Here is a 25,682-nt window from a genome sequence, read left to right as displayed (position 1 = left end):
GGACTCGTGGCCCTTGTAGTCGTGGCGCTTGTAGTCGTGGCCTTCGCTGCTTTCGCGGGCTTCGCTGCCCCAGCCGCCTTCGGACTCGCTGCCCCAGCCGCCTTCGGACTCGTGGCGCTTGTAGTCGTGGCCCTTGTAGTCGTGGCGCTTGTAGTCGTGGCCTTCGCTGCTTTCGCGGGCTTCGCTGCCCCAGCCGCCCTCGGACTCGCTGCCCCAGCCGCCTTCGGACTCGCTGCCCCAGCCGCCTTCGGACTCGTGGCCCTTGTAGTCGTGGCGCTTGTAGTCGTGGCCCTTGGACTCGTAGCCCTTGTAGTCGTGGCGCTTGTAGTCGTGGCCTTCGCTGCTGCCCCAGCCGCCTTCGGACTCGGAGCCTTCGCGGGCGTCGCTGCCCCAGCCGCCTTCGGACTCGTAGCCCTTGTAGTCGTGGCCCTTTGACTCGTAGCCCTTGTAGTCGTAGCCCTTGTAGTCGTGGCCCTTGGAGCCCCAGTCGCCCTTGTAGTCGTAGCCCTTGTCTTCCCGGTCGTGACCGCCCTTGCCCCGGTTGTCCTTGCCGTCCCGCTGGTCCTCAACTGGCCGGAGCGGGACCTTGCCGGTCACCTTCGACCAGACATAGGCGTGCTCCTGTGGCGTCGGGCAGAACTGGAGCAGCTTGACCTCGTGGCCGGCCTCGACCGCGTGCGGCTTGGCTTGGACCCTGCCTTCATCACCCCGGTGATGATCGTCCGCGACCGCGATACCCGGCGCGCACACGAGCAGGGAGGCGCCACCGAGGGCCGCACCTGCCACGACCTTCCCGAGCAGCTTCTTTGCCATAACGTGCGTCACTCCATCCCCTGTTGTCCTGAACTCGGTGACAACCGAGCTAGGGCAGACGTTAGTCCGTTTCACAACCTATGAAGGAGAAAATTCGTATTTCCCGGCTTTAGGGGCTATGTAGAGTTTGATGACCTTCGGCCCTGATGGCTGGTGTGGTCCTTCCCGCGTTGCGCACTTCTATTCCTGCGGCTGACGGTCGGAGCCGATCCCGTCGAAGGATTGCGATGGAAGCGCTCCCATGGGAGAATCGGCGTACCTAGGGAGCCACCCAGCAGCGGCAGGGGCATCGAGGGCAACCGGTTCGCCGGACGATCATCCTGCCGATCCGACCGACCTGCATCGCAGGTCTGCAAAGACCACCACCACCCGGTCCAGGGCGGCCCCGGAAGCATCCGCTGGCATCGATGGCTGGCCACGTCGGCATCCACCGAGCCAGTCGGCCGGGCCCTCCGCGGAACGGTCTCGCCCAAGGAGATCTGTGGCATGAATGTGTGGAGAAGACTCGCCGGCCCGCGCCCGTCCCTCGCGCTGGCCGGCGCGGGCATCCTGGTCGTAGGTGGGTTGGTGACCCTGCCAGTCACCATGGCCCACGCCGCGACCCAGTGCGAGGTGTCGTATACCACGAATGACTGGCCCGGCGGTTTCACCGCCTCCCTCAGTATCAAGAACACCGGGGAGGCGCTCGACGGCTGGACCCTTCGCTTTACCTTCCCGAACAGCAGTCAGCAGGTTGTGCACGGCTGGTCGGCCCGGTATAGCCAGTCCGGGCAGAACGTCACCGCAGAGAACGAGTCGTACAACGGTTCGGTAGCCAGCGGCGCCACGATCGATATCGGCTTCAACGGCTCGTGGAGTGGTAGCAACCCCAAACCGACGTCGTTCACCCTCAACGATGTGGCCTGCAGCGGTGGTGGTGGACCCACCACGGCGCCGCCGACCACCCCACCTCCCACCACGGCGCCGCCGACCACCCCACCGCCGACCACCCCACCCCCCACCACCTCCCCGCCCGGAAGCCGGGTCGATAATCCGTACCTGAACGCAGTGGGCTACGTGAATCCGGAGTGGAAAGCCAAGGCCGAGTCGGTGCCCGGGGGCGATCGGGTTTCGGATACGTCGACCGCCGTCTGGATCGACCGGATCGCCGCCATCGAGGGCACTGACGACAGCCAGTCCAACGGACCGATGGGCGTGCGGGATCACCTGGACGAGGCGTTGAGCCAGGGGGCGGACTACATCCAGTTCGTCGTCTACAACCTGCCCGGCCGGGACTGCGCTGCACTCGCCTCGAACGGTGAACTGGAACCGGACGAGTTGCCCCGTTACAAGGCCGAGTTCATCGATCCGATCGCGGCAATCCAGAGTGACCCGGCGTATCAGGACCTCCGGATTATCAACATCATCGAGATCGACTCGCTGCCGAACCTGCACGCCAACACTGGCAGCAATCCGGGCGCCACTCCGACCTGTGACCTGGTCAAGCAGAACGGCGCCTACGTCAACGGCATCGGCTACGCGCTGGCCACGTTGGGTGCGATCAGCAACGTCTACAACTACGTGGACGCCGCCCACCACGGCTGGATCGGCTGGGACTCCAACTTCAGCCCGGTCGCCCTGCTCCTGCAGGAAGCCGCTACCGCCTCCGGCAGCACGGTCGACGACGTGCACGGCTTCATCGTCAACACTGCCAACTACTCGGCGCTGCGCGAGCCCTACTTCGAGATCACCGACACGGTCAACGGTCAGACGATCCGCCAGTCCACGTGGGTGGACTGGAACCAGTACGTAGACGAGCTGACGTTTGCGCAGGCGTTCCGGGACGAACTGGTTGGCAAGGGCTTCGACTCAGAAGTGGGAATGTTGATTGACACCTCCCGAAACGGCTGGGGTGGTAGCGCCCGACCAGCCGGCCCCGGGCCGATGACCGATGTCGACAGTTACGTCGATGGCGGTCGGGTTGATCGGCGAATCCACGCCGGCAACTGGTGCAACCAATCAGGCGCGGGTCTGGGCGAGCGGCCGCAGGCCGCGCCGGAGCCGGGAATCGATGCCTATGTCTGGGTGAAGCCTCCCGGCGAGTCGGACGGCTCCAGCGAGGAGATCCCGAACGACGATGGCAAGGGCTTTGACCGGATGTGCGACCCGACGTACGAGGGCAACGCCCGGAACGGCTTCAACCCCACCGGGGCCCTGCCCGATGCGCCGATCTCCGGTGCCTGGTTCCCGGCCCAGTTCCAGCAGCTCATGCAGAACGCCCATCCGCCACTGCCCTGATTTGGAACCCAGCCGCTGGGGTTGTGAGGCGCTTGGGCGGCGGGTTCCCCGAGTCCCGGACCCGATCAGCTCGATCGGGTCCGGGGCGCCGGCGGCTACGGGTCAGGGAACCGTACGTTCGATCGCTGCCTGACCCTTCTCGACCAGGTCTCGGCGGGCCCGCTCAACATTCTCCGGGGTCAGGTCCTGACCGCGCGCCGCCACCAGATCCTCCGGCTCCCACGGCTGTTCCGCTCCGGTGCGGATGGTGTCCTCGCCGGCCCCGGCGCGGTATGGATCGCCAAGGAAATCCTCGGTCAACGCACCGCCGTCGGCCTGCTCCCCCGCAGCGGCGAAAGTGGGGGTGTTCTGGTCGCCACCCCCGTCGGTCATCAGCTGGGGGACGCCGGTGTCGTCCTCGACCGCCGCGGCTGCCTCAGCGCTCTCCTCCAACGGTCGGTACCGGTCACGATCGGTCATGGTGTCGCCCTCCCGTCCGTACGTGCGCTACCTTCCCGCGTACCCCGTGCATCGGGTGCCATGCCACCTGCATCGGGTCCTGGCTCAGCGGCGGAGCCGGCGGTCCGGGTCGCGCCGTCTCCCCGCTGCTCGCGGTGGCTTTCAGCGGTGGGAGGCTCGGCAGCTGTGGAGGCTCGCTCGGCCCGCCGCTGCACCCACCCCGGGCCGCCGCGGAATTCGGCTGTAGGGTCCGCCCGCCAGCCTTCTCGCGCAACGTCAACGGCACCGTCGCCGGGCCGGGCGGTTGACTCGTCGCGCACGTCTGGAGCCTCTTCCTCCCCGCCGGCCAGCGCGGACGCGGCGACCGCCCCGCCGACCGAGGGTGCACCGAGGGCGCTCGGGACCGGTCCGGGCCGGTGGAATTCGGGCCGGTCGTCCCGGTTCCTGTCCGCGGCGATGCGCTGGTCGTCTTTGTCGGCGGTCGTCGGTTGGCCACCCTTCGGTCGCGCTGGTTCGGCTGCGAAGGGTGCGGCCTCCGGGTGCTCAGTGTCGGCCTGCTGCTCGTCTCGGCGCATTCTCGTCTCCTCACCCTGGCTCCTCCGCTGCCCTGGGTATTCCCACCTGATGCAGCTCATCAATCCCGGTCCGGCGCACTTTTCGGTGTCGTACCGAGAAATCACCTATAACGGTGGCGTACCGACAAAAGCGCTAGGAGGGGTGAAAGTGGACGGATGGCGCGTTGAGGTCGAGCGTTGAGGGCGGCCCCACGGGTGGTCTGCCGTGGCTGTGCGCTCACCGCTGGCGCCGGAGCGGACACGTTGCCCGCTCCGGCGCTCGGGGCTGAACGACGTCCGTCTTATGTGGCGAGACCTTGACGGGCGGTAGTGTATTTGGCGTAGATTCCGTATTCTGCCCAAGGCGACCGCCGATGACGTCCCGGCACGACTTTGGGGCGCGCCCCGGCGGGTGCTGCCCGGCATGCGCCGACGTCCCCGCAGCCCCCACCAGCTGGACGAGGTCCTGATTGAACACCCGCGATTGGCCGATCCGCTCCAAGCTGACCGCACTGGTCGTGGCGCCGGTGACCGCGCTCCTCGCACTTTGGATCTTCGCCACCGCGCTCACCTTTGGTCCCGCGCAGAGTCTGCTCTCCGCCCATACTCTGCTCAATGAGTTCGGACGGCCCGGTGAGAAGGTCGTTGCCGAGCTGCAACGCGAGCGTCGGCTCTCGGTCGTGTACCTGGCTGCCGAGTCTGCTGAGGTCGGCCTCGATGAGCAGCGGAGGAAAACGGACGAGGTGATCGCCGATCTACGTCGTCGAGCTGCTGGCGACGACCTTCGGGACGCCACCAGCGACCTGTTGGATGTTCGGTTGGACCGGCTCCTCGTCGCCTTGGATGCGTTGTCAGCCGGGCGTGGTCAGATCGACCGGGGAGAGGCGGACCGGTCCGACGTCGTTGACCTCTACAGCGGAATGATCTCGTCGGCTTTCCAGGCCTTCGCGGCGCTGTCCGCGCTGCCGGACCCCGAGCTGCACCGGGAGGCGTTGGCGGTAACCGCGCTTGGCCACTCCCGTGAGTTGCTCGGTCAGGCCGATGCCGTGTTGGCCGGGGCATTCGTCTCGGGCAGCTTCGCCGAGGGCGAGCATCGAAAGCTCGTACAGATGATCATGAATCAGCGGTTCCTCGCTGATTCGGCGGTAGCCGACCTGCCGGCGGCGGAACGTGGCGCCTATCAGCAGTTGACCGAGCAGGCGGAGTTCCGCCGACTGGGCCAGATGCAGGAACTCCTGATCGAGAACTCCGCCGACGGCCTGCCGGTAGTGGCTGCAAACTGGCAGGCCGACTACAACACGGTCCAGCAGGCGATGCGGGACTACGAGTTGAACCAGGCCGATGGCTTGGCTGATCGGTCGAAGCCCCTGGCCATACGCGTCTTTCTGCTGCTTGCGTCCGCCGGGTTGCTGGGCCTCATCGCAGTCGTTGTCTCCCTGGTGGTGGCGGTTCGGGTTGGCCGTTCCCTGGCGAGCCGGCTGGCCGGGTTGCACACCGTACTCGAACGGGCAGAACGTCAGCTGCCCGAGCTGGTGGCGCGGATGCGCCACGGTGAGACCGTGGATGTGGAACGGGAGGCACCGTCGGTCGATTTCGGTACGGACGAGATCGGCCAGGTGGGGCGCGCCTTCACCGCGGTGCGACGGACCGCCATCCGGTCTGCCGAGGGTGAGGTAAACCTGCGCCGTGGCCTCAACGAGGTCTTCCTCAACATCGCCCGGCGCAGCCAGGGGCTGGTGCACCGCCAGCTCGCCCTGCTCGATCGGATGGAGCGACGCACCGATAACCCGGACGAACTGGCTGATCTTTTCCAGGTCGATCACCTTGCCACCCGGCTGCGGCGGCACGCGGAGGACCTGGTGATTCTGGCTGGCTCGGCTCCGAGCCGGGGCTGGCGCAACCCGGTCGCCATGGTCGACCTGATTCGGGGGGCGCTGTCCGAGGTCGAGGCGTACAAGCGGGTTGACATCGGCGGCGTGCAGTCGGCGGGCCTCGTCGGCCGGACCGTGGGTGACCTGATCCACCTGCTCGCCGAGTTGATCGAGAACGCTACCAGGTTCTCGCCACCAGGGACCCGGGTTCGGGTCACCGGGGTGCGCAGGGGCGACGGTTACCTTTTCGAGATCACCGACCAGGGTATCGGTATGCCAACTGAGGCGTTGACGGACGCCAACTCGTTGTTGGCCTCGTCGCCCGAGTTCGACCCAACCCGGACCGACCGGCTCGGGCTCTTCGTGGTGGCCCGGCTGGCCGCCCGGCACGGGGTGGGAGTCCGGTTGCGTCGATCCGGCGCGGCTGGTCTGATCGCCGTGGTCCATATCCCGGACGAGTTGGTCGCCGAGGAGCCACTGCCCTCGGGTGCGCCGCCCGGTGAGCGGGGGCGTGTGGGGCCCCCGGCGGCCCGCCAGGAGACACCGGGTTCGCTGCCCATCGGGTCGGAGCCGGTGGCGCTCGCCGGCAACCCGTCGGCCCCGACTGCTGGCGAGCCGGCCGTGGTCGATGTCGGCCCGGTACCCGTTGAGGTGGCTGGCGAGATCGATGGGCTGCCGCGGCGGGTCCGCCGTCGGCCGGGGGTGGGGCCGCGGAGCCAGGTGGGTGCGACGGTGCCGCCCGCTGGCGTCCCAGGTGAGCCCGGGCAACAACGACTGCCCAGGCCGGAATCGGCGGGTGTGGCCGGAGCCGACGTGCACGGCGGGTCTCGCTTCACGAGCGGGCCAGACGGGGTGACCGCTGACGCCCAGCGGTCCAGGCCAGTGGATGGGCCGACGGTGCGGCAGCCAGTCGTGGGCGCTCGGCAGTCACCATCGTCGGACCCGACCCCCCGCTCACCGGAGGAAGCCCGCCGGATCATGGCGCAGCTACAAGCCGGCACGGCGAGGGGACGTCGGGTCGCCGCCGCCCAGGTAACAATGTCCGAAGCTGGACCCGGCCCTCGGCCGGTCGATCTGTCGGACGATCTCGAATCCCCGACCGCAACTGAGAGGGACGCGTGATGCTGCAGTCTGCCAGGCAGAATGTTGATCTCGACTGGTTGCTCGACGAACTGGTGGAGCGGGTGCCGCCGGCCCGGCGGGCGGTGGTGCTCTCCGCCGACGGGCTGCTGCTGGGGGCGTCCGCGGGGCAGGAACGGGACGACGCGGAGCATCTGTGCGCTCTCGCCTCTGGTCTCTCCAGCCTGGCCCGGGGCACGAGCCGGCATGTGACCGGTGGTCCCGTCCGGCAGACTGTCGTCGAGATGGAATCGGCATTTCTGTTCGTGACCACGGCCGGCCAGGGCGCGTGCCTCGCTGTGGTCAGTGACGCAGAGGCCGACATTGGGCTGGTGGCGTACGAGATGGCGATGTTGGTGACCCGGGTGGGTGAGACGATGAGTATCCCGGCTCGGCCAACGGCGGGCACCCGCGATGTGGGCTGAGTCCGGCACGCCGCATGAGTGGCTGGATGCCGATGCCGGTCCGGTGGTGCGCCCCTACACGCTGACCGGGGGGCGCGTTCAGGCTGCCGGTGGTTTCGACCTGGTCGCGTACGTCCTCGCCGACCGGAATGCCCAGCCCGCCGTACATCTCGACCTGCACCCCGAGCACCGGCGGCTGGTGGCGCTGGCTGCCCGGCCGGTCCCGGTGGCCGAGTTGGCGACCGGCCTCGACCTGGCGGTTGGCGTCGTCCGGGTGCTGCTCGGCGATCTGGTGGATCGTGGTCTGGTGACAGTCCACCAGCCCGCGGCCGGCCCATACCTGCCCGACAACGACATTCTCAAGGCGGTGGTCAGTGGACTCCGTGCGCTCTGAACTCCCAAGAACCGGTGCCCACATCCCGATCGCGCTCAAGATCCTCATTGCTGGGGGTTTCGGTGCGGGGAAGACGACGCTGGTGAGCGCGTTGAGTGAGGTTCGTCCGCTCCAGACCGAGGAGATGTTGACCGACGCCGGGATCGGCACCGACGACCTCGCCGGGGTGGAGGCGAAATCCACTACCACGGTGGCGATGGACTTCGGGCGAATCACCATTAACGAAGATCTCCTGGTCTACCTCTTCGGTACGCCCGGACAGGACCGGTTCTGGTTCCTCTGGGACGAGTTGGCCTTCGGGGCGCTGGGCGCGGTGGTGCTCGCCGATACCCGGCGACTCGCCGACTGCTTCCCGTCCATCGGCTACTTCGAACAGCGGGGTATTCCGTTCGTGGTCGGTGTCAACTGTTTCGACGGGGCACGCCGGTTCAGCCTGGAGACCGTACGGGAGGCGTTGGACCTCGACCGCGACGTGCCGATGCTGCTCTGCGACGCCCGGGAACGGCAGTCCGGCAAGCAGGTGTTGATCGCGCTTGTCGAACATGTGGCCCGGCAGCATGGGGAGCGGGTGCCGGTCTGACCCGGTGCGGGCCGGGATGGGCACCCCGGCTCGCTGCGGTGAGCTGCCGGCCAGCGCGGTAGCCGGCTCCGGGCGTGGAACCGCGCTGTAGCGTTCCGGCGTGATGCGCCACGGCTCGGGTGAACCTCTGGTTGGATCGGAGGAGTCGGCGCGGAGGGTGGTCCGGTGATGGCTCAGGGTGCGTTCGTCCATCTCGGTTGCTACACAACGGGCGCCGGCGGCCGCGGCGAGGGGATCGTCGTCGCGCAGCGGGAGCCGGATTCGGGTGCGCTCACCCCACTTGGCGCGGCCGCGGTCACCCCGGCACCGTCGTTCCTCGCCCGGCATCCGGACCTGCCAGTCCTGTACGCGGTCAACGAGGTGACCGACGGCGGGGTCAGTGCGTTCCGCGTCGCCGCGGATGGGGATCTCACCGCGCTGGGCAGCCGGCCCACCGGTGGCGCCGACCCGTGCCATCTCGCAGTCGCCGGTGATGGTCGGCATCTCTTCGTGGCCAACTACGGCGACGGGAGCGTGACGGTGTTCCCGCTTGACGGGCAGGGGGTGCCCGGAGAGAGCACCGACCGGGTCCGGCATGAGGGCCACGGTCCGGACCCACAGCGGCAGGAGCGGGCGCACACCCACATGGTCGTTCCGGGCCGAAACGGAGGACCGCTGCTCGTGGTTGACCTCGGCACCGACTCGGTCTATCGATACGAGCTCGACGCCGGGACGGGGCGGTTGGTGGCACGGGCTCCACGGGTGCGTGTCCCGGCTGGTGTCGGCCCCCGACATCTGGCCCGTCACCCGGACGGAAGACGCTGCTGGCTGGTCGGGGAGTTGGACGGCTCGGTCCTGGCCTACGAGGTCACCACTGACGCTTCTCTGCGGTTCCGGGGTCGGGTTCCGGCCAGCGGGCGGCCGGGGCCGGTGCAGCCTTCGGAGGTCGCGGTCGGGCCGGAGGGGCAGTTCCTCTACGTAGCGAACCGGGGTGTCGGCACGATCGCTGTCTTCGCGCTCGACGGCGAGTTGCCGGTGCTGGTCGCCGAGGTGGACTCCGGCGGGGAGTGGCCCCGGCATTTCGCGCGGGTCGGGGCCCACCTGTACGTCGCGGACGAGCGGGCCGACCTGATCGGCGTGTTCCGGATCAACCCGGCGACCGGCGTGCCGTCGCTGGTCAGCGAGGCGGTTGGGGTCCGGAGCCCCACCTGTGTCCTGCCCTGGACGGAGGAGTACGGCGCACGGAGTTCCTCTGTTCACGGAAAGTAGTCAAAGTGGGGGTATTTGTTGCTTCTGCGTAACTAAAGCTGAACGGAGGTAGCCGTTACTCGCCAGCGGTCGGAAGATGATTTCGTGTCTGCAGGTCGCCATCGCATCCGAACGAACATCCATGTCGCCAGCGTCGTCGCAGCCGTCGGCGTGTTGGTCGTCGCTGCTGGTGGATACTTTGGCTACCGGCAGCTCGCGGCGCCGGGCTGCTCCGGCTCAATCGAGCTGGCAGTAGCGGTCGCGGCTGAGCTTGCACCGGCGGTCGATGTCGCGGCGACTGAGTGGGAGAAGGCGGGTGCGGCGGTAGACGGCACCTGCGTTGAGGTGAGCGTGACCGCGTCTGAGCCGGTCGGGGTCGCCGCCACCGTCGCCGCCAAACACGGTGCCGTCCTGCCGGGGGTGAGTCAGGTCAGCGGTGCCGCGGTAAGCCCGGATGTCTGGGTGCCGGATTCGTCGGCGTGGCTGCTGCGACTGAAGAGCGGTGGAGCCTCCGAGTTCAACCCGGGCAACGGAGCATCGATCGCGCACAGCCCGGTGGTGGTGGGTGTACCCGAGCCGATCGCCTCCCAGCTTGGCTGGCCGGAGCAGGAGTTCACCTGGTCCGCGCTGGTCAGCCAGGTCAACAACGTTGAGCCGCTCAAGGCCGGCACCGTGAACCCGACGCAGGATGCCGCCGGACTCTCCGGGCTTCTCGCGTTGAGTGCCGCCGCCGCGGCTGGGGAGGGCGGTCAGGCAGCAACCGTCGGCGCGTTGCGTGCGTTGTCAACCAGCAGTGCGGATCGGCGCCAGGACCTGTTCGCGAAGTTCCCTACCTCGTCCGATCCCACCACGATGGCCCAGAGTCTCGGCGCCGCAGCGTTGTCGGAGGAGGACCTGCTCTCCTATAACGCCGGGAAGCCGGCGGTGCCGCTGGCCGCGCTCTACCCGAAACCGACGGCGACGCCGTTGGACTATCCGTACGCGGTGCTGCCGGGGATCGGGTCGGTCAAGGCGTCAGCTGCCCGGATGCTGTTCGACGTGCTCACCACGGTTGGCTTCAAGGATCGGTTGGCGTCGTTGTCGCTGCGAGCGCCGGACGGTACCTGGGGTGCCGGTTTCAGCGCGCCCGAAGGGGCGCCGAGCCCGGCGGCCGACGGTGGCAAGGTAGATCCGCTGACGGTCGAGCGAGCGGTCTCCAGCTGGTCGATTGCCACCCAGTCCGGCCGAATGCTCTGTGTCATCGACGTCTCCGGCTCGATGCGGGAGTCAGTGGCGAGCGCCAACGGCGCGAGCCGCCAGCAGGTCACCCTGGAAGCCGCGGGGCGTGGGCTCGACCTCTTCGATGACAGCTGGCAGATCGGGCTATGGGAGTTCTCGACCAACTTGGGCAGCGGGCGGGACTACCGGCGGCTGGTCGAGATCGGTCCACTGAGTAGTCAGCGGAGCGAGCTTGAGGCGGCGTTGGCCCAGATCCAGCCGACCCGGGGTGACACCGGTCTCTTCGACACCGTGCTGGCGGCGTACGAGACGGTCCAGGAGGACTGGGAACAGGGGCAGGTCAACTCGATCGTGCTCTTCACCGACGGTAAGAACGACGACGACAACGGCATCAGCCAGCAGCAACTGATCGCCGAACTGGAGCGGGTCAAGGACCCGGAGCGGCCGGTACAGGTGGTTCTGATCGGGATCGGCGCGGACGTCAGCAAGACAGAGCTGGAGTCGATCACGAAGGTTACCGGCGGCGGCTCCTTCATCACCGAGGATCCGACCAAGATTGGTGACATCTTCCTGAAGGCCATTGCGCTGCGCGAGACGGATTCCTGACCCGGGGGCTCAGCGTCAAGTCCGCTGCCGGCATCAAGTCCCGCTCCCGGCATCAAGTCCGCCGCCGGCGTTGAGGTCGGGGCGGCGGGTCTGAGTCGGCCGGGGCGGCGCGCAAAGTGACGGCAATACGTCGGAAAGAATTCTTGTCCACAATGCTCGGGCAGGATGTTCTTGTTCCGGCGGAACCAGGCCATCCTCGGCTCGGACCACCGGGCCGTCCCCGGCCGTGACCACCGGGGGCGAGGTGAGGTGGGGAGGGCCGGTGAACTCGGCGACGCTGTTGACCCTCGGCCCGTCAACGGCGGGCGGGCTGCCCCCGCCGAGGACGCGTGCCGCCCTGCGGTCCTACCTCCGGGCCCTGTTGGTGCTCGACACCGCGGTGCTGAGCCTCGCCGTTCTCGTGGGGTACCTCGCCGGCTTCGGCGTCGGTTCTCCCGGTGGCACCGACCTCCCCCACATCCTGTTGGCGCCCGGCCTGGTGCTGGCGTGGCTAATCTCGCTCAAGGCGTTTCGCTGCTACGACGATCGGGTCGTCGGCTACGGTGCCGACGAGTATCGGCGGGTGAGCGTGGCCAGCCTGCGCCTTGCCGGTGGGATCGTGATCGCCGGCTGGGGCCTGGATGTCGGTGTCCCCCGGGGCTTCCTCGTCACCTCCTTCGCCGCCGGCGTTGTCGGGCTCGCGTTGGCCCGTTTCGCTGCCCGCAAGAGACTGCATCGCTTCCGGTCACGGGGCCGCGGTTGGTCCCGGAAGGTCCTTGCGGTCGGCGACACCGCGCACGTTCTGGAGTTGGTGCACACGCTGCGGCGCGAGCCGTACGCGGGCTATCAGGTAGTCGGGGCCTGCATCCCAGATGTGTTGCTCGCTCCGGTTCCACAGCAGCTGGGGGACGTGCCCGTGGTGGGCTCGTTTCGGGGCATCCCTGCGGCTGCCACCGCCATTGGCGCCGACACCGTGGCGGTGACCGCCTCCGGAGAGCTGACCGCCACCCGACTACGTCGGCTCGGCTGGCAGTTGGAGAGCACCGGCGTTGATCTGGTGGTCGCGCCGGCACTAACCGATGTCGCGGGACCCCGGATCCACACCCGCCCGGTGGCCGGGCTGCCGCTGATCCACGTCGAGGCCCCGGAGTTCCGAGGCACCCGCAAACTGGTGAAAGGACTGGTTGACCGGGCATCCGCGCTCTTCGCCCTGACCCTGCTGTCGCCGCTGCTGGTGGTAATCGCGTTGACCGTGCTGGCCGACAGCCGGGGCCCGGTGCTGTTTCGGCAGACCCGGGTCGGGCAGGGGGGCCGGGAGTTCGGGGTGTGGAAGTTCCGCACGATGGTGGTCAACGCCGACGCCTTGCTGGCGGAGCTGGCGGCGCGGAACGAATCCGACGGCCTGTTGTTCAAACTGCGTGACGACCCCCGGGTGACCCGCGTCGGCCGACTACTGCGCAAATGGTCCCTGGACGAGCTGCCACAGCTGGTCAACGTCCTGTGTGGGCAGATGAGCCTGGTCGGCCCCCGCCCGCCGCTACCCTCGGAGGTCGCCCGGTATGACGGCGATGTCGCCCGGCGGCTGCTGGTCAAGCCCGGCATGACCGGCCTCTGGCAGATCAGTGGCCGGTCGGACCTGAGCTGGGAGGACGGCGTCCGGCTCGACCTCTACTACGTGGAGAACTGGTCCCTCGCTGCCGATCTGACCATCCTGTGGAAGACCTTCGGCGCGGTGTTCAACCGCCGCGGCGCGTACTAGGAGTCTTCGGTGGCCGCACCCTCGTGGCTCCGGGTTGGCGTGCGTGGTGGGCGTTTCGGCCTCGGTCTGGTAAACCAACCACAGAACCTGGCGGACGACACCCGGAGGCTGGCATGGCGCCCCGTCCCACCCCTGCCGACAAGTTCTCCTTCGGCCTCTGGACGGTGGGCTGGCAGGCCCGGGACCCGTTCGGTGACGCCACCCGACCGGCGCTGGACGCGGTCGAGGCGGTGCACCGCCTCGCCGAGTTGGGGGCGTACGGCATCACCTTCCACGATGACGACCTGCTCCCCTTCGGGGCGGACGCTGTCACCCGCGACGCCCACCTCACCCGCTTTCGTCGGGCCCTTGACGAGAGCGGCCTGGTGGTTCCGATGGTCACCAGCAATCTCTTCACCCATCCCGTGTTCAAGGACGGCGGCTTCACCAGTAACGACCGGGATGTTCGGCGGTACGCGCTCCGCAAGGCGCTGCACGCCGTGGACCTCGCCGCGCAGTTGGGCGCGCGCACCTTCGTCCTGTGGGGCGGCCGAGAGGGCGCCGAGTACGACGTCGTCAAGGATGTCCGCGCCGCGCTGGACCGCTACCGCGAGGCGGTTGACCTGCTCTGTCAGTACGTGGTGGCGCAGGGATACGACCTGCGGTTCGCGATCGAGCCCAAGCCCAACGAGCCGCGCGGCGACATCCTGCTGCCCACCGTCGGGCACGCGCTCGCCTTCATCGCCACCCTGGCCCGCCCGGAGCTGGTCGGTCTCAACCCGGAGGTCGGCCATGAGCAGATGGCCGGGCTCAACTTCGCCCACGGCATCGCTCAGGCGCTCTGGCAGGGCAAGCTGTTCCACCTTGACCTCAACGGCCAGCGTGGGGTCAAGTACGACCAGGACCTGGTCTTCGGCCATGGTGATCTGCTCAACGCCTTCGCCCTGGTCGACCTCCTCGAGAACGGCGGTCCGGGTGGCGGGCCAGCCTACGATGGTCCCCGGCACTTCGACTACAAGCCGTCTCGCACCGAGGACCGGACGGGGGTGTGGGCCTCGGCCGAGGCGAACATGCGCACCTACCTGCTACTCAAGGAGCGGGCTGCGGCGTTCCGGGCAGACCCGGAGGTGACCGCGGCGCTGGCCGCGAGCCGGGTGGATGAGCTGGCAACACCGACCCTCGCCCCGGGCGAGACCCACGTCGGGCTCCGCGCCGACCGCACTGCCTTCGAGGAGTACGACGTGGCCGCTGCCGGTGCCCGCGGCTACCACTTTGTACGGCTCAACCAACTCGCCGTCGAGCATCTGCTCGGTGCGCGCTGAAGGCGGGCCGGAGTGCCGCTCGTCGCCGGGGTCGACTCTTCGACCCAGTCCTGCAAGCTCGTCATTCGGGACGCGGAGAGCGGTGCCCTGGTTCGTCAGGGTCGGGCGCCGCACCCGGACGGTACCGAGGTTGACCCGGCGGCCTGGTGGTCCGCGCTGGGTGCGGCGGTGTCGGCCGCCGGCGGGCTAACCGATGTCGAGGCGGTCTCGGTCGCCGGGCAGCAGCACGGCATGGTCTGCCTCGACGATGCCGGCGCGGTGGTCCGCCCCGCGCTGCTCTGGAACGACACCCGCTCCGCCGGCGCCGCCGCCGACCTGGTGGCCGAGGCGGGCGAGGGCGACACCGGGCGGCGGTTCTGGGCGGACGCGGTGGGCGTGGTCCCGGTCGCCAGCCTCACCGTCACCAAGCTGCGTTGGTTGGCCCGGCATGAGCCGGGCAACGCCGCCCGGGTGGCCGCTGTCTGCCTGCCGCACGACTGGCTTACCTGGCGCCTCGCCGGCGCCCCCGGCCTGGCGGCGCTGCGCACGGACCGCAGCGACGCCAGCGGCACCGGCTACTGGTCCCCAGCCAGCGCAACGTACCGCCGGGACCTGGTCGAGCAGGCGTTCGGCCGGATGGTGACCGTGCCCCGGGTACTCGGGCCGGTGGAGTTGGCCGGCCGACTCGACCCGGCCGTGCTCGCGGGAGCCCCGGAGCTGCCGGCGGTCTCGCTCGGCCCCGGGGCAGGTGACAACGCCGCCGCCGCGTTCGGGGTCGGGGCGGGCCCCGGCGACGTGGTCGTCTCGATCGGCACCTCCGGAACCGTGTGCGGCGTCGCGGAGCAGCCGACGGCGGACCCGACGGGAAGCGTCGCCGGCTTCGCCGACATCACCGGTCGATACCTGCCGTTGGTCTGTACGCTCAACGCGGCCCGGGTGCTCGACGCCGCCGCCACGCTGCTCGGAGTCGGCCTCGCTGAGCTGGCCGACCTGGCGTTGTCCGCGCCAGCCGGGGCGGACGGCCTGGTCCTGGTGCCCTACCTGGCGGGGGAGCGGACCCCGAATCGGCCGGACGCCAGCGGCGCGGTGCACGGGCTGACGCTGCGTACCGCCACCCCGGCGCATCTGGCCCGCGCGGCCGTCGAGGGGATGCTCTGCGCGCTCGCCGACGGCCTGGATGCCCTTGTCGCGCAGGGCGTCGCCGTCCGGCGGGTGATTCTGGTTGGTGGTGGTGCCCGCTCCGCCGCCGTACGACGGATCGCTCCACAGGTTTTCGGTGTTCCGGTGGTGGTGCCGCCCCCAGGCGAGTACGCCGCCGACGGCGCCGCCCGTCAGGCCGCCTGGGCTGCCCTGGGCGGAGTGCAGCCGCCGAGGTGGACCGTGACCGGGTCGCGGACCTACGAGGCGGATCCGGTGCCGGCGATTCGGGCTCGGTACGCGCAGGCCCGGGAGCGCCTCCTCGACCAGGGGAGCGCACCGTCGCCACCCCGGTGACCGGGCGGTGGGCCGGCCCTGGTTGGCTGCCGGTATGACCTTGGCCACCGGCGGTCCGGTGCGGGCGTGGGGTGGCAGCCCGGCGCACCGGTTCTACAGCGTCGTGGTGTTCGTGCTGCTCGCCTCCCTGGACAACGTGGCGATCGGCCTGGTGCCTCCGCTGTACGGCTCGATCGCCGACGCGCTCGATGTGTCGCGGCGCCTACTCGGCCTGGTCACCGCGACCAACTTCCTGGTCAGCGCGGTGGCGGCGGTGGGCTGGGCCTACGTCGGGGACCGCACCAACCGTAAGCCGCTGCTCATGGTCGGCACGCTGATCTGGGCGTTCGGCACTGGTGGCAGCGCGGTGGCGGGCAGCTATCCGGCCTTTTGGGCCGCCCAGGTGGTCGGTGCGGTGGGGCTCGGTGCCGTTGGCTCGGTGGGCTTCTCGGTGGTCACCGATTTGATCTCACCCCGCCGGCGGGGTCTGGTGATGAGCTTCTGGGGGCTGTCCCAGGGGGTCGGCACGCTGGCCGGCACCCTGGTGGGTGGCCTGCTCGGGGCGGCGGACTGGCGACGTCCGTTCCTGGTGCTCACCGTCGTGGGGCTCGGTGCCACCGCGGCCTACCTGTTCACCTTCGACATCCAGCGGGGTCAGAGCGAACCGGAGCTGGCCGACCGGTTGGCCGGCGGTGCTGAGTACGACCACCGGATCAGCCGGGCTGACCTGCCGCGGATCCTGGGCCGACGGACGAATCGCTGGCTGATCCTGCAGGGGGTTACCGCGCAGGCCGCGTTCGGCTCGCTGGTCTGGCTGCCGGTGCTCTTCATCGAGCGGGCCGAGGCACAGGGCTACTCGGCCGCGACGGCGATCGTGGTAGGCAGCGTCTTCACCACCCTGTTCCAGCTCGGCGGGGTCTTCTCCATCGTCGGCGGGTTGGTCGGCGATGCGGTGCAACGTCGTACCCCGTCCGGCCGGGCGACAGTCGCCGCGGTCGGGATCCTCGCGGCGCTGCCGTTCTATCTGGTGCTCTTCTTCGTGCCGATTCGCATTGATGTGCCGGACGGAGCCGGTTCGGGCGCCATCGTCCGGGCGGTGCTGGCGAGTGTGCTGACCGAGCCGACGGTCGGGCTGAGTCTGCTCACGGCGTTGCTGGCGCTCGCCCTGACCTCGGCCAACTCGCCGAACTGGTTCGCCCTGATCGCCGATGTCAACCCGCCGGAGCATCGCGGCACTGTGTACAGTCTCGGCAACCTGGCTAACGGGGTCGGCCGGGCGGCCGGGAACGGGCTGGTCGGGGTGGTGTTCCGTGGGCTGCGGGAGGCCTTCCCGCCGCCGTTGAACTACGCGGTCGGGCTCGCCGCGTTCCAGCTGTTCTTCGTGCCAACCGGGATCATGTACTGGCTCGCCGCTCGCAACTCCCCTCGGGACATCGCCGCGGTGCGGGTCCTGCTCCGCACCCGCGCCAAGCGGATGCGGTACGGGCGTGGTTCACCCCTTGACGCTGCCGGCGAGTAGCCCGCGGACGAAGTAGCGCTGTAACGACAGAAAGACGAGCAGCGGCACGACGATCGCGACGAACGCGCCGGAGGTGAGGCGTTGCCACTCGTTGCCCCGGGTTCCGGCCAGCTCGGCGAGACGGACGGTGAGCGGAGCGGTCTCGTCCCCGCCACCCGCGAAGATCAACGCGACGAGCAGGTCGTTCCAGACCCAGAGGAACTGGAAGATGCCGTACGCGGCCAGCGCCGGGGTGATCAGCGGCAGCACGACCGTACGGAAGATCCTCGGGTGGGTGGCGCCGTCGACCCGGGCCGCTTCCATCAGGTCTCGGGGCAGCTGAGACACGAAGTTGTGCAGCAGGAAGACACCCAGGGGCAGCGCGAAGCAGGTGTGGGCGAACCAGACCTGGATGAAGCGCTGCTCGTCGTCGAGGTTCCAGGCGGGCAGGAGGTCGATGCCGCCGACACTGATGCCCTGGGAGAAGAAGCTGAGCAGTGGGACCAGGGCCATCTGCAGCGGGACGATCTGCAACGCGAAGATGCCGATGTAGATCCAGTCCCGTCCCCGGAAGTTGATCCACGCCAGCGCGTACGCGGCCAACGCCGCGAAGGCCAACGGGAACAACACCGACGGCAGCGTGATGACGATCGAGTTGAGGAAGTAGCTGGCCAACTGGCCGGCCGACGAGGAGCGGCCGAAGAGTACCTGCTCGTAGTTCTCCAGCGTCAGCTGCGGATCAGCGAAGAACGTCCACCAGCCGGTCGTCTTGATCTGGTCCTCGGGTCGGAAGGACGAGATGAGGAGTCCGAAGGTCGGGATGGTCCAGACGATCGCGATCACGATTGAGGCAGCGGTCGCCCAGCGGGTGTTGAGCCGCCGCCGGACGCGGCCGGCGATGGTCGGCGGCGCCTCGGTTCCGGCCCGCGTCGGGGTGGTTGTGGTCACGGGGTCATACCTCCCGCTGCCGGCGCAGGCTGCGTACCTGGTAGATGACGATGGGAATGACCAGGATGAACAGGACGACGGCGAGGGCCGAGCCCTGGCCGGTCTGCCCGTACCGGAAGGCCTGGTTGTACATCTCGGTCGCGATCACGTTGGTGTTGAAGTTGCCGTTCGTCATCGTGCGCACGATGTCGAAGAGTTTCAGCGTGGCGATCGAGATGGTCACCACCACCACGACCAGGGCGGGCCGGATGCCCGGCAGGGTGATCCGCCAGAACTGCTGCCAGGCGTTCACGCCATCGATGCGAGCGGCTTCGATCATGTCCGGTGGGATGGCCTTGATGGCGGCCGAGAGCACCACCATGGCGAAACCAGCCTGGATCCAGATCATCACCACGATCAGCAGCAGGGTGTTCAGCGGCGGGTTCGCCAGCCACTGCTGGGGCTCGCCGCCGAGCCACACCCAGATCTGGTTCAACAGGCCGATCTGGTCCGCCTCCGCGGGCCGGAACGCGTAGACGAACTTCCAGATGATGCCGGCGCCGACGAACGAGATCGCCATCGGCAGGAAGATCAGCGATTTGGCCAGGGTCTCGAGGCGGGCGCGGTCAACGAGCACCGCGTAGATTAGGCCGACCGAGGTGGCCAGCAGCGGCACCAGCAGTACCCAGAGCGCGGTGTTCCACAGGATATCGACGATCTCGGGCCGGTCAACCATCCAGGCGTAGTTGCGCAGCCCGACCCATTGCGTGCTGTCGCCGTTCTTGAGCGACAGCACGAGGGTGCGGATCGCGGGGATGACCAGCCCGATCCCGAGCATCATGACTGTGGGTAGCAGAAAGAAGAGGGCGAACAAGCCCTCGCGGGAGCGGCGCCGGCCCGGCTCGAGCGGCGTCCCGGCGGCGACGGTCGCGGTGAGCCGGGCCTGTCGACGGCGGGTGAGCCAGGTGGGGACGACGTCGATTAGCAGCAGGAGGCCACCGACCACCACCACGAAGGCGACCACCCCGTACAGCAACATGGCGAGCTTTGGCGCCTCGTCGGCGAAGTCGAAGTTCATCCGCCCTCCGGGGGATGCGTGCGCTGCCGGTGGCCCGACCACACGGCCGGGCCACCGGGGCGGGTTGCTCAGCTGGGCCAGGAACTTTCGATGGCGGCCAGGGCCGCCGCGGTGTCCTTGCCGCTGATCCAGGACACCATCTCCTTCCAGAACGTTCCGGCGCCGACGGCGGCGGGCATCAGGTCGGAGCCGTCGAAGCGGAAGACCGTCTGCGTGTCCTGAAGGAGCTCGACCGAGAGCCGGTCGATCGGATTGGTCACGTTCGAGAGGTCGAGCTTCATGTTCGCCGACACCCAGTTGCCCAGCTTGGCCCGGCTGTTGGCGTACTCACCAGAGGCGAGGTACGTCTGCACCGCCTGGACCTCCGGGCGGTCCTCGAAGGCGACGGTGAACTCGCCGCCGCCCAATACCGGCTTGCCCTTGGCTGGATCGATGGGCGGGAAGTAGAACGCGAAGATATCGCCGTCCTCGGCGACCTCGCTCTCCTCGGGCCACTGGTTGGCGTAGAACGACGCCTGTCGGTGCAGGGCACATTCCTCCTGGAGGATCGGCAGGCCGGCCTCCTGGAACGAGGTGGTGGCGATACTCTTCACGCCGCCGTAGCCGCCGTTGACGTACTTGTCGTTTCGCAGGATGGTGCCGGCGCGGTCGACGGCGTCCACGACGCGTGGGTCGTTGAAGGGGATGGCGTGGGTGGTCCACTGGTTGTAGACCTCGGGGGTCTGCGTCCGCAGCAGTACGTCCTCGATCCAGTCCGTGGCTGGCCAGCCGGTGGCGTCACCGGACTCGATGCCGACGCACCACGGCGTGATGCCGTCGGCAGCGGCCTGGTCACTGAGTTGGATCAGATCGTCCCAGCTGGTCGGCACCGACCAGCCCTGCTGCTGGAACATCTTCGGGGAGTACCAGACGAATGACTTGACGTTCGAGCCCAGCGGAGCGCCGTAGAACTCGCCGTTTACGGTGCTGTACTGCAGCCAGTCGGCAGCGTAGTTCTCCTCGGCCATCGCCTTGGTCTCGGCCGATGCCGGCTTGAGCTTGCCGGCCTGCGCGAAGCGGTTCAGTAGGCCCGGCTGTGGGATGAAGGCGATGTCTGGCGCGTTGCCGCCGTCCACCCGGACCTGGAGCTGTGCCTCGAACTCGCCGCTGCCCTCGTAGTCGATCTCGATGCCGGTGCAGTCGGCGAACTGCTCCCATGACTGCTCGAGCAGGTCCGCCTCGGCATCGCGGATGGATGCGTAGATGGAGACCTCGGTGCCGCCGTTGCCCTGGTACTGCTCGTATACCGCGCATTCCGGCGAATCGGCGCTGAGGTTGTCGCCGTCGTCGCTACCGCAGGCGGTGGCGCCGACGGCCAGGCCGAGCACGCCAGCTAATACGAAGGCTTGGCGTGGTCTGGCGAAGACCGCCATGCCGTCCTCCTTCCTGGCCGGCGCGGGTCAGTGCGACAGACCTGGCGCCGGTCCGATGGGCGTGCTCCACACGAAAGCGTTTGCAGCCGGTGTGGTCTACCCCGAAGACGACACGAGCGGGTAACGATCTGAGAAAGTCGATGCGGTGGCCGGACCGATCAGGCGTTGAGCTGCCAGATCGCGAGGTTGAGTAGGGCGGCATAGGAGACCCAGGCCCAGTACGGCAGCAGCAGGATCGCGGCGACCCGGGAGATCCGGGAGGAGAGCAGGACGGTACCGCCGATCGCCGACCACAACAGCACGATATCGACGAATGCCAGTCCATACTGGCCAGCTCCGAAGAAGAGGGGGCTCCACACCGCGTTGAGCACCAGCTGCGCACCCCACGCCGAGAGCGCGGAGCCGAAGCCGCCGCGCCGCCAGACCAGCCAGCCGGAGACCGCGATCATCGCGTAGAGCACCGTCCAGACCGGGCCGAAGACTTCCGCCGGGGGAGCCCAGACCGGCTGCTCGAGGCCGGCGTAGTCGGCGCTGCTGTCGCGGGCTGCCAGCCCGCCGATCGCGGCAGCGCAGCAGACGGCCGCGCCGAAGCCGAGGAGGGCCCACCAGCGGCGTCGACCGCGGGGGGCCTCGGAGTTACGCGCGCTCTGGCGCACCCGGGAGTGGTTCCGCTCCACCGTCAGCTGATGGCGTTGACCCCACCCGGTCCGACCAGCAGGCCACCGACGATGAGGACGACTCCCCACAGGATCCGCTGCCGGAACAGGGCGACAATGCCGGTCACCACCAGGACGACCGAGATCAGCCAGAGAATCAGCTCCACGCCGGTCGAGTACCCAGGCTGCCCATCCGGGAAACCTCGCCCGGTTCGAGGTGCTCACCCAGGTGGAACACGCTGTACGCCTGTTTGATCACCGGGTGTGCCACGTTACGCACCCGTACTCCTCCGGGGGTGGTGCCGCGTTCGGTCCCGTGGTGAGCATGTCCATGTAGGGCGAGTGTGGTGGGGGCTGAGTCGATCGCCTGGCCCAGCTGGTAGCAGCCGAGGAAGGCATAGATCTCCGGCGGCTCGCCGGCCAGCGTGTCGGGCACCGGGGAGTAGTGGGTCAGGGCCACCAGCAGGTCGCAGTCGAGGGAATGTAGGGCGGACTTGAGCGCGTCCGCGCTCTCGGTGCTGGCCCGCACGAACGCCTTCATCTCCGGTTCGCCGAAGTCCGCGGCGCACCGCCCGGCGAAGCCACCACCGAACCCCTTAGCCCCGGCCACGCCGAGCCGGCTGCCGCCGCAGTCCAACACTGTCCCGTTCCCCTCCAGCACGGTGATGCCAGCGGCCTCGAGTACCTCCACCACCCGCGGTACCTCGTTGCACTGGTAGTCATGGTTGCCGAGTACGGTCACCACCGGCACCCCCAGGCCACCGAACTCGCGTGCCACACACCGCGCCTCCGCCTCGGTGCCGTGGCGGGTCAGATCACCGGCGAGCAGCAGCACGTCGGCGTGGTTCGGCAGCTCCTCAAGGGCCGGCCGGAAGCGGCCAACCACGTCCTCGTCCAGATGCACGTCGCCCACGGCGGCGATTCGGATCACCATCGGGTCTCCCTCAGGGCAGTTGTTCGATTTCCGTGGGCGGGTGCGCGCGGATTACCCCGATGTCGCTGGTGACCGCCAGTTCCGGGAAGTGCTCGGCGACCCGCCGGAGAATCTCGTCCCGGCGCTGTGCGCTCTCCACCTCGCCGTGCAGCACCAGGCCGAGCTCCCGGCGGACCACGGTGATGCCCTGCTCGGCCACGTCGGGGTCCTCGGCGAGGAGCCGGTGAATCTCGGCTGCCACGTACGCGTCGGTCGCTCGTCGCGTGGCAACGTCGTGGTGTTCGGTCACGGTGTCCCCTCTCGTTCCGGGGTGCCGGCGTACGCCACCACCTCAAGCCGGTCCAGCAGCACCAGAAACGCCTCGGCGTACGGCGAGTGGCGCGTGTCCCGGCATACCCGTTCCCAGTCGATCTGCTCGCGCAGCGAGCGAGCCAGGGGCAGGCCCCGGGTGAAGTCGCAGTAGTGCTGCGAGAAGCTGAGCAGCTTGTGCACCATCAACTGGGTCGCCGAGAGCACCGGCATGTGGATCGCGTCCACCGGCCGGACGATGGTCTCGACGAAGGTCTTGTCCGTCACCGGTGTTTCGACGGGTCGGTGGATCAAATCCACCGCGCGGTCGTCGTCGAAGACCTTGACCAGCCAGTCCTCGGGCGGGCGCTCGGCGAGGAAGCCGGCCGCGACCAGGGCACCCAGGGCGTGGTCAACGTCTACCTCCCGGATCAGGAAGTCGACGTCGTGTTCGCTGGAGTGGCCGCCGTGCGCGTAGACCGCGAAGCTGCCGCCGAGCGCGAAGGGGATGTCTTCCTGTTTGAGCACGGCGGCGACCTTCTTCAGCGTGTGCACCAGGGTTTCGGCCCCGCGCTCGGCCATTTGGCTCTCCGTTCCTGGTGGTCGGGAGGAGTTGTCAGGTCGGTACCCGGCATCGTGGTCTGCCACACCTGGCGCAGCGCGCGGGAAAGCGTCAACTGCCACCAAAAGTGGTGGATAGGCCGACAGAGTGGGAGCGCGGGTCGGATAGCGTGTGCAGGATGGCCGATCTCAATGGGGCGCGACCCGGCAGGGCCCGATCGCGACGCGGCAGGGCCCGACTGCGTGCCGTCGCCCTGATCGGCATCGACGGTTCGGGGAAAACGACGCAAGCCCACCGGTTGGCTGCCGCGCTGACCGCGGTCGGGCTGCCCGCCACCTACCATCGCAACGCCGGTGGCCGGCGTTTCCTCGGCCGGATGGCGCGGCGGCTGGGTCGGCGGGACGCGCAGCGACTCCTCGGGCGGGCCGGCCTCCTGGTCGCGGAGTCTGTCCTGCGGTGGCTCGCTATCGCCGCCGCCCTGCTGGTGCGTCGGCTGACCGGCCGGGTCGCGGTGATGGACCGCTACTCCGCCTGCCAGTACGCGAGCATTCGGGCGCACGGCGGTCACCGGTGGGAGCGGCTGGCCCGGCTCGGCTACCGGGTCTTTCCCCGGCCGCAGGTAACGTTCCTGCTGGCGGTCAATCCCGCTGAGGCGTACCGGCGGATCGAGCGGCGCGGCACTGACCACGAGAGCATGCGATACCTGATCGCGGCGGATCGCGCGTACCGGAGCTTGCCAGAGCACTCCACCTTCGTGCTGGTGGATGCGGACCGTCCGGCGGACGAGGTGAGCCAGCAGATCAGGGAGCACCTGCGCAGTTGGTGGGGCGCGGCGCCGGAGTCCGCTCCGGTTCCGCTGCCTCGATGATCGGCACGAATGGTGGGGTGGCTGTCGGGCTGGCCCTGGCCCGGCATGGACCCTGCCCGCGGATTGTTCACCCGGGCGCGGGGTATCACCACGGGCGTGGATGAACCGACCGGGCCGCCGTGGCAGAACTGGGCGTGACCAGGATCGCAGTTCGGTGGTGACCCGGGTCGCTGTGCCCTTGGTCGGGGTGGTGTTGCCATTAACCCAGGCCCGGTGGCCGTCGATCCAGGCTAAACGGACGTCGTGCTCAGCTCAGGGCTGCCACCTGAGGTGCTGACAGCAAATATGGATCGTGCTCTCAGCAAATTATCAGGCATTCGTGACACGTTCGACTCACGATATGGAATCCCTGACGCGTCTCAACTGTTGTGCAGGTGTCAGCGCCGATGAGCAGCAGCGGAGGGTACGGGGAGGGAGCTGGCGGACGTGGGGATGGCAAGGAACCGGGCAACCGGCGCGAGCGAGGGGACCGTGGGCAACGTGGACAAGAATATCGGCATGCGGACCGACGAGGTCGCCGAGGAGCGCGATCTGGTCGGCGTCTACCTTCACGAGATTTCCCGGACGCCGTTGCTGGACGCCGCCACGGAGGTCGATCTTTCCAAGGCGATCGAGGCTGGCCTCTACGCAGAGCATCTGCTCGACGAGGATCGCGTCCCGGCCGGCGTGGAGAAAGCGGACCTCCAACGGCTGGTCGCCGAGGGGGTGCGGGCCAAGGACCTGTTCATCCGGGCCAACCTGCGACTGGTCGTGTCGATCGCCCGACGGTATGTCCGTTCCGGGATGCCCATGTTGGATCTGATCCAGGAGGGCAACACCGGTCTGGTCCGGGCGGTGGAGAAGTTCGACTACGAGCGTGGCTTCAAGTTTTCCACCTACGCGACCTGGTGGATCCGCCAGGCGATCAGCCGGGCGATCGCCCAGCAGGAGCGCACCGTGCGGCTGCCGGTGCACCTGGTGGAGGATGTCAACCGGATGCGGAACGTGGCCCGCCAGCTCACCCGTGAGCTCGGCAGCGACCCGGAGCCGGAGCAGATCGCCACGGCCCTCGGCGTCACTGTCGAGCGGGTCAACGAGCTGGTTCGCTGGTCGCAGGACACCGTGTCGTTGGATACCCCGGTCGGTGACGACGGCGACACCAACCTCGGTGACCTGGTCGCTGACAGCGATGCGCCGTCCCCCGAGGATATTGTCCTCACCGGTCTGGAACGGCAGCGCATCGAGGGCCTCCTCAGTCACCTGGACGACCGGTCGGCGGGCATCATGCGCGCCCGGTACGGCCTTGAGGACGGTCGGGAGCATTCGCTGACCGAGGTGGCCTCACGCTTTTCGCTCTCGCGGGAGCGGATCCGACAGCTGGAGATTCAGGCGCTCGGCCGGCTGCGCGAGCTGGCCCGCGCCGAGGGGCTCCAGGCAGCAGCCTGAGTGGTACCGGGCCGGCGTCCGCTGGGACGCTGGCCCGGCCCT

At 68.7% G+C, this 25,682-nt stretch carries 23 protein-coding genes and 1 pseudogene; 13 read left to right on the top strand and 11 right to left on the bottom strand.

Translation table 11 applies throughout. The features are described from left to right. A pseudogene (locus SALPAC4_RS25040) lies at positions 1-813 on the bottom strand (hypothetical protein); the annotation flags it as partial. A 486-nt stretch (positions 814-1,299) separates the two neighbouring features. Here SALPAC4_RS25040 and SALPAC4_RS0103785 point away from each other — a divergent pair. Then, on the top strand, positions 1,300-3,090 hold the full coding sequence (locus SALPAC4_RS0103785; protein ID WP_027644729.1) for a glycoside hydrolase family 6 protein: 1,791 nt from the start codon (positions 1,300-1,302) through the stop codon (positions 3,088-3,090). A gap of 102 nt (positions 3,091-3,192) precedes the next feature. Here SALPAC4_RS0103785 and SALPAC4_RS0103780 read toward each other — a convergent pair whose 3' ends face one another. Further along, positions 3,193-3,549: a hypothetical protein gene (locus SALPAC4_RS0103780; RefSeq protein WP_019869225.1), complete on the bottom strand. Its 357-nt coding sequence runs from the start codon at positions 3,547-3,549 to the stop codon at positions 3,193-3,195. Continuing rightward, entirely contained in the window at positions 3,546-4,103 is a 558-nt protein-coding gene (locus SALPAC4_RS29080; protein ID WP_027644730.1) for a hypothetical protein, read from the bottom strand. Before SALPAC4_RS29080 ends, SALPAC4_RS0103780 begins: the two co-directional genes overlap by 4 nt. Positions 4,104-4,552: 449 nt before the next feature. Between SALPAC4_RS29080 and SALPAC4_RS0103770 the strand changes: the two genes are divergently transcribed. The 10 genes from SALPAC4_RS0103770 to SALPAC4_RS0103725 all read left to right on the top strand — a co-directional run bounded on the left by SALPAC4_RS0103770 (position 4,553) and on the right by SALPAC4_RS0103725 (position 17,511). After that, a complete protein-coding gene (locus tag SALPAC4_RS0103770; RefSeq protein WP_019869224.1) occupies positions 4,553-7,075 on the top strand; it encodes a sensor histidine kinase in 2,523 nt (840 codons plus the stop codon). Next, entirely contained in the window at positions 7,072-7,497 is a 426-nt protein-coding gene (locus SALPAC4_RS0103765) for a roadblock/LC7 domain-containing protein (protein ID WP_019869223.1), read from the top strand. The genes SALPAC4_RS0103770 and SALPAC4_RS0103765 overlap by 4 nt, the downstream gene beginning before the upstream one ends. Further along, positions 7,487-7,870, top strand: coding sequence for a DUF742 domain-containing protein (locus SALPAC4_RS0103760; protein ID WP_018740925.1), 384 nt, complete (start codon positions 7,487-7,489; stop codon positions 7,868-7,870). The genes SALPAC4_RS0103765 and SALPAC4_RS0103760 overlap by 11 nt, the downstream gene beginning before the upstream one ends. Next, entirely contained in the window at positions 7,851-8,450 is a 600-nt protein-coding gene (locus tag SALPAC4_RS0103755) for a GTP-binding protein (RefSeq protein ID WP_018732721.1), read from the top strand. The genes SALPAC4_RS0103760 and SALPAC4_RS0103755 overlap by 20 nt, the downstream gene beginning before the upstream one ends. A 168-nt stretch (positions 8,451-8,618) precedes the next feature. Then, complete coding sequence (locus SALPAC4_RS0103750; protein WP_019869222.1) at positions 8,619-9,698, top strand: lactonase family protein; 1,080 nt, start codon at positions 8,619-8,621, stop codon at positions 9,696-9,698. An 84-nt stretch (positions 9,699-9,782) separates the two neighbouring features. Continuing rightward, on the top strand, positions 9,783-11,501 hold the full coding sequence (locus SALPAC4_RS0103745; protein WP_027644731.1) for a VWA domain-containing protein: 1,719 nt from the start codon (positions 9,783-9,785) through the stop codon (positions 11,499-11,501). A 262-nt stretch (positions 11,502-11,763) separates the two neighbouring features. Then, positions 11,764-13,239 carry a sugar transferase gene (locus SALPAC4_RS0103740; RefSeq protein WP_020113448.1) on the top strand — a complete coding sequence of 492 codons (1,476 nt, stop codon included), beginning with the start codon at positions 11,764-11,766 and terminating at the stop codon, positions 13,237-13,239. Positions 13,240-13,352: 113 nt separating this feature from the next. Beyond that, the gene (xylA, locus tag SALPAC4_RS0103735) at positions 13,353-14,540 is read left to right on the top strand and encodes a xylose isomerase (protein WP_019869219.1); all 1,188 of its coding nucleotides are present in this window, start codon (positions 13,353-13,355) and stop codon (positions 14,538-14,540) included. A 12-nt stretch (positions 14,541-14,552) separates the two neighbouring features. Then, positions 14,553-16,013: a xylulokinase gene (gene xylB / locus SALPAC4_RS0103730; protein WP_019869218.1), complete on the top strand. Its 1,461-nt coding sequence runs from the start codon at positions 14,553-14,555 to the stop codon at positions 16,011-16,013. 34 nt (positions 16,014-16,047) lie between these two features. After that, positions 16,048-17,511: an MFS transporter gene (locus SALPAC4_RS0103725; RefSeq protein WP_019869217.1), complete on the top strand. Its 1,464-nt coding sequence runs from the start codon at positions 16,048-16,050 to the stop codon at positions 17,509-17,511. On the opposite strand, the gene SALPAC4_RS0103720 is transcribed toward SALPAC4_RS0103725, so the two are convergent. The 8 genes from SALPAC4_RS0103720 to SALPAC4_RS0103685 all read right to left on the bottom strand — a co-directional run bounded on the left by SALPAC4_RS0103720 (position 17,485) and on the right by SALPAC4_RS0103685 (position 23,367). Further along, on the bottom strand, positions 17,485-18,438 hold the full coding sequence (locus SALPAC4_RS0103720) for a carbohydrate ABC transporter permease (RefSeq protein ID WP_018737700.1): 954 nt from the start codon (positions 18,436-18,438) through the stop codon (positions 17,485-17,487). The two genes, SALPAC4_RS0103725 and SALPAC4_RS0103720, sit on opposite strands and share 27 nt — an antisense overlap. Before the next feature lie 4 nt (positions 18,439-18,442). Continuing rightward, on the bottom strand, positions 18,443-19,495 hold the full coding sequence (locus SALPAC4_RS0103715; RefSeq protein ID WP_019869216.1) for a carbohydrate ABC transporter permease: 1,053 nt from the start codon (positions 19,493-19,495) through the stop codon (positions 18,443-18,445). Between the two features lie 68 nt (positions 19,496-19,563). Continuing rightward, entirely contained in the window at positions 19,564-20,907 is a 1,344-nt protein-coding gene (locus SALPAC4_RS0103710) for an ABC transporter substrate-binding protein (RefSeq protein WP_027644732.1), read from the bottom strand. 158 nt (positions 20,908-21,065) lie between these two features. After that, on the bottom strand, positions 21,066-21,584 hold the full coding sequence (locus tag SALPAC4_RS0103705) for a TspO/MBR family protein (RefSeq protein ID WP_019869214.1): 519 nt from the start codon (positions 21,582-21,584) through the stop codon (positions 21,066-21,068). A 2-nt stretch (positions 21,585-21,586) separates the two neighbouring features. Next, complete coding sequence (locus SALPAC4_RS27890; protein ID WP_019869213.1) at positions 21,587-21,730, bottom strand: GPGG-motif small membrane protein; 144 nt, start codon at positions 21,728-21,730, stop codon at positions 21,587-21,589. Then, positions 21,721-22,497, bottom strand: a complete 777-nt coding sequence (locus tag SALPAC4_RS0103695; protein WP_019869212.1) for a metallophosphoesterase family protein — start codon at positions 22,495-22,497, stop codon at positions 21,721-21,723. The genes SALPAC4_RS27890 and SALPAC4_RS0103695 overlap by 10 nt, the downstream gene beginning before the upstream one ends. Before the next feature lie 10 nt (positions 22,498-22,507). Then, positions 22,508-22,786 (bottom strand): hypothetical protein, encoded by a 279-nt coding sequence (locus SALPAC4_RS0103690; RefSeq protein WP_019869211.1) that lies wholly within the window; start codon positions 22,784-22,786, stop codon positions 22,508-22,510. Continuing rightward, the gene (locus SALPAC4_RS0103685; protein WP_019869210.1) at positions 22,783-23,367 is read right to left on the bottom strand and encodes a nucleotidyltransferase family protein; all 585 of its coding nucleotides are present in this window, start codon (positions 23,365-23,367) and stop codon (positions 22,783-22,785) included. The genes SALPAC4_RS0103690 and SALPAC4_RS0103685 overlap by 4 nt, the downstream gene beginning before the upstream one ends. Positions 23,368-23,525: 158 nt before the next feature. Between SALPAC4_RS0103685 and SALPAC4_RS0103675 the strand changes: the two genes are divergently transcribed. Together SALPAC4_RS0103675 and SALPAC4_RS0103670 are read left to right on the top strand one after the other, a co-directional pair. Further along, positions 23,526-24,215, top strand: a complete 690-nt coding sequence (locus tag SALPAC4_RS0103675; protein WP_027644741.1) for a dTMP kinase — start codon at positions 23,526-23,528, stop codon at positions 24,213-24,215. A 432-nt stretch (positions 24,216-24,647) separates the two neighbouring features. Further along, a complete protein-coding gene (locus SALPAC4_RS0103670; protein ID WP_027644733.1) occupies positions 24,648-25,640 on the top strand; it encodes a sigma-70 family RNA polymerase sigma factor in 993 nt (330 codons plus the stop codon). The last annotated feature ends 42 nt before the right edge of the window (positions 25,641-25,682 follow it).

Origin of the sequence: Salinispora oceanensis (assembly GCF_000383575.1) — a bacterium.
GTDB lineage: Bacteria > Actinomycetota > Actinomycetes > Mycobacteriales > Micromonosporaceae > Micromonospora > Micromonospora oceanensis.
This window is presented reverse-complemented; position numbering and strand designations above follow the sequence as displayed.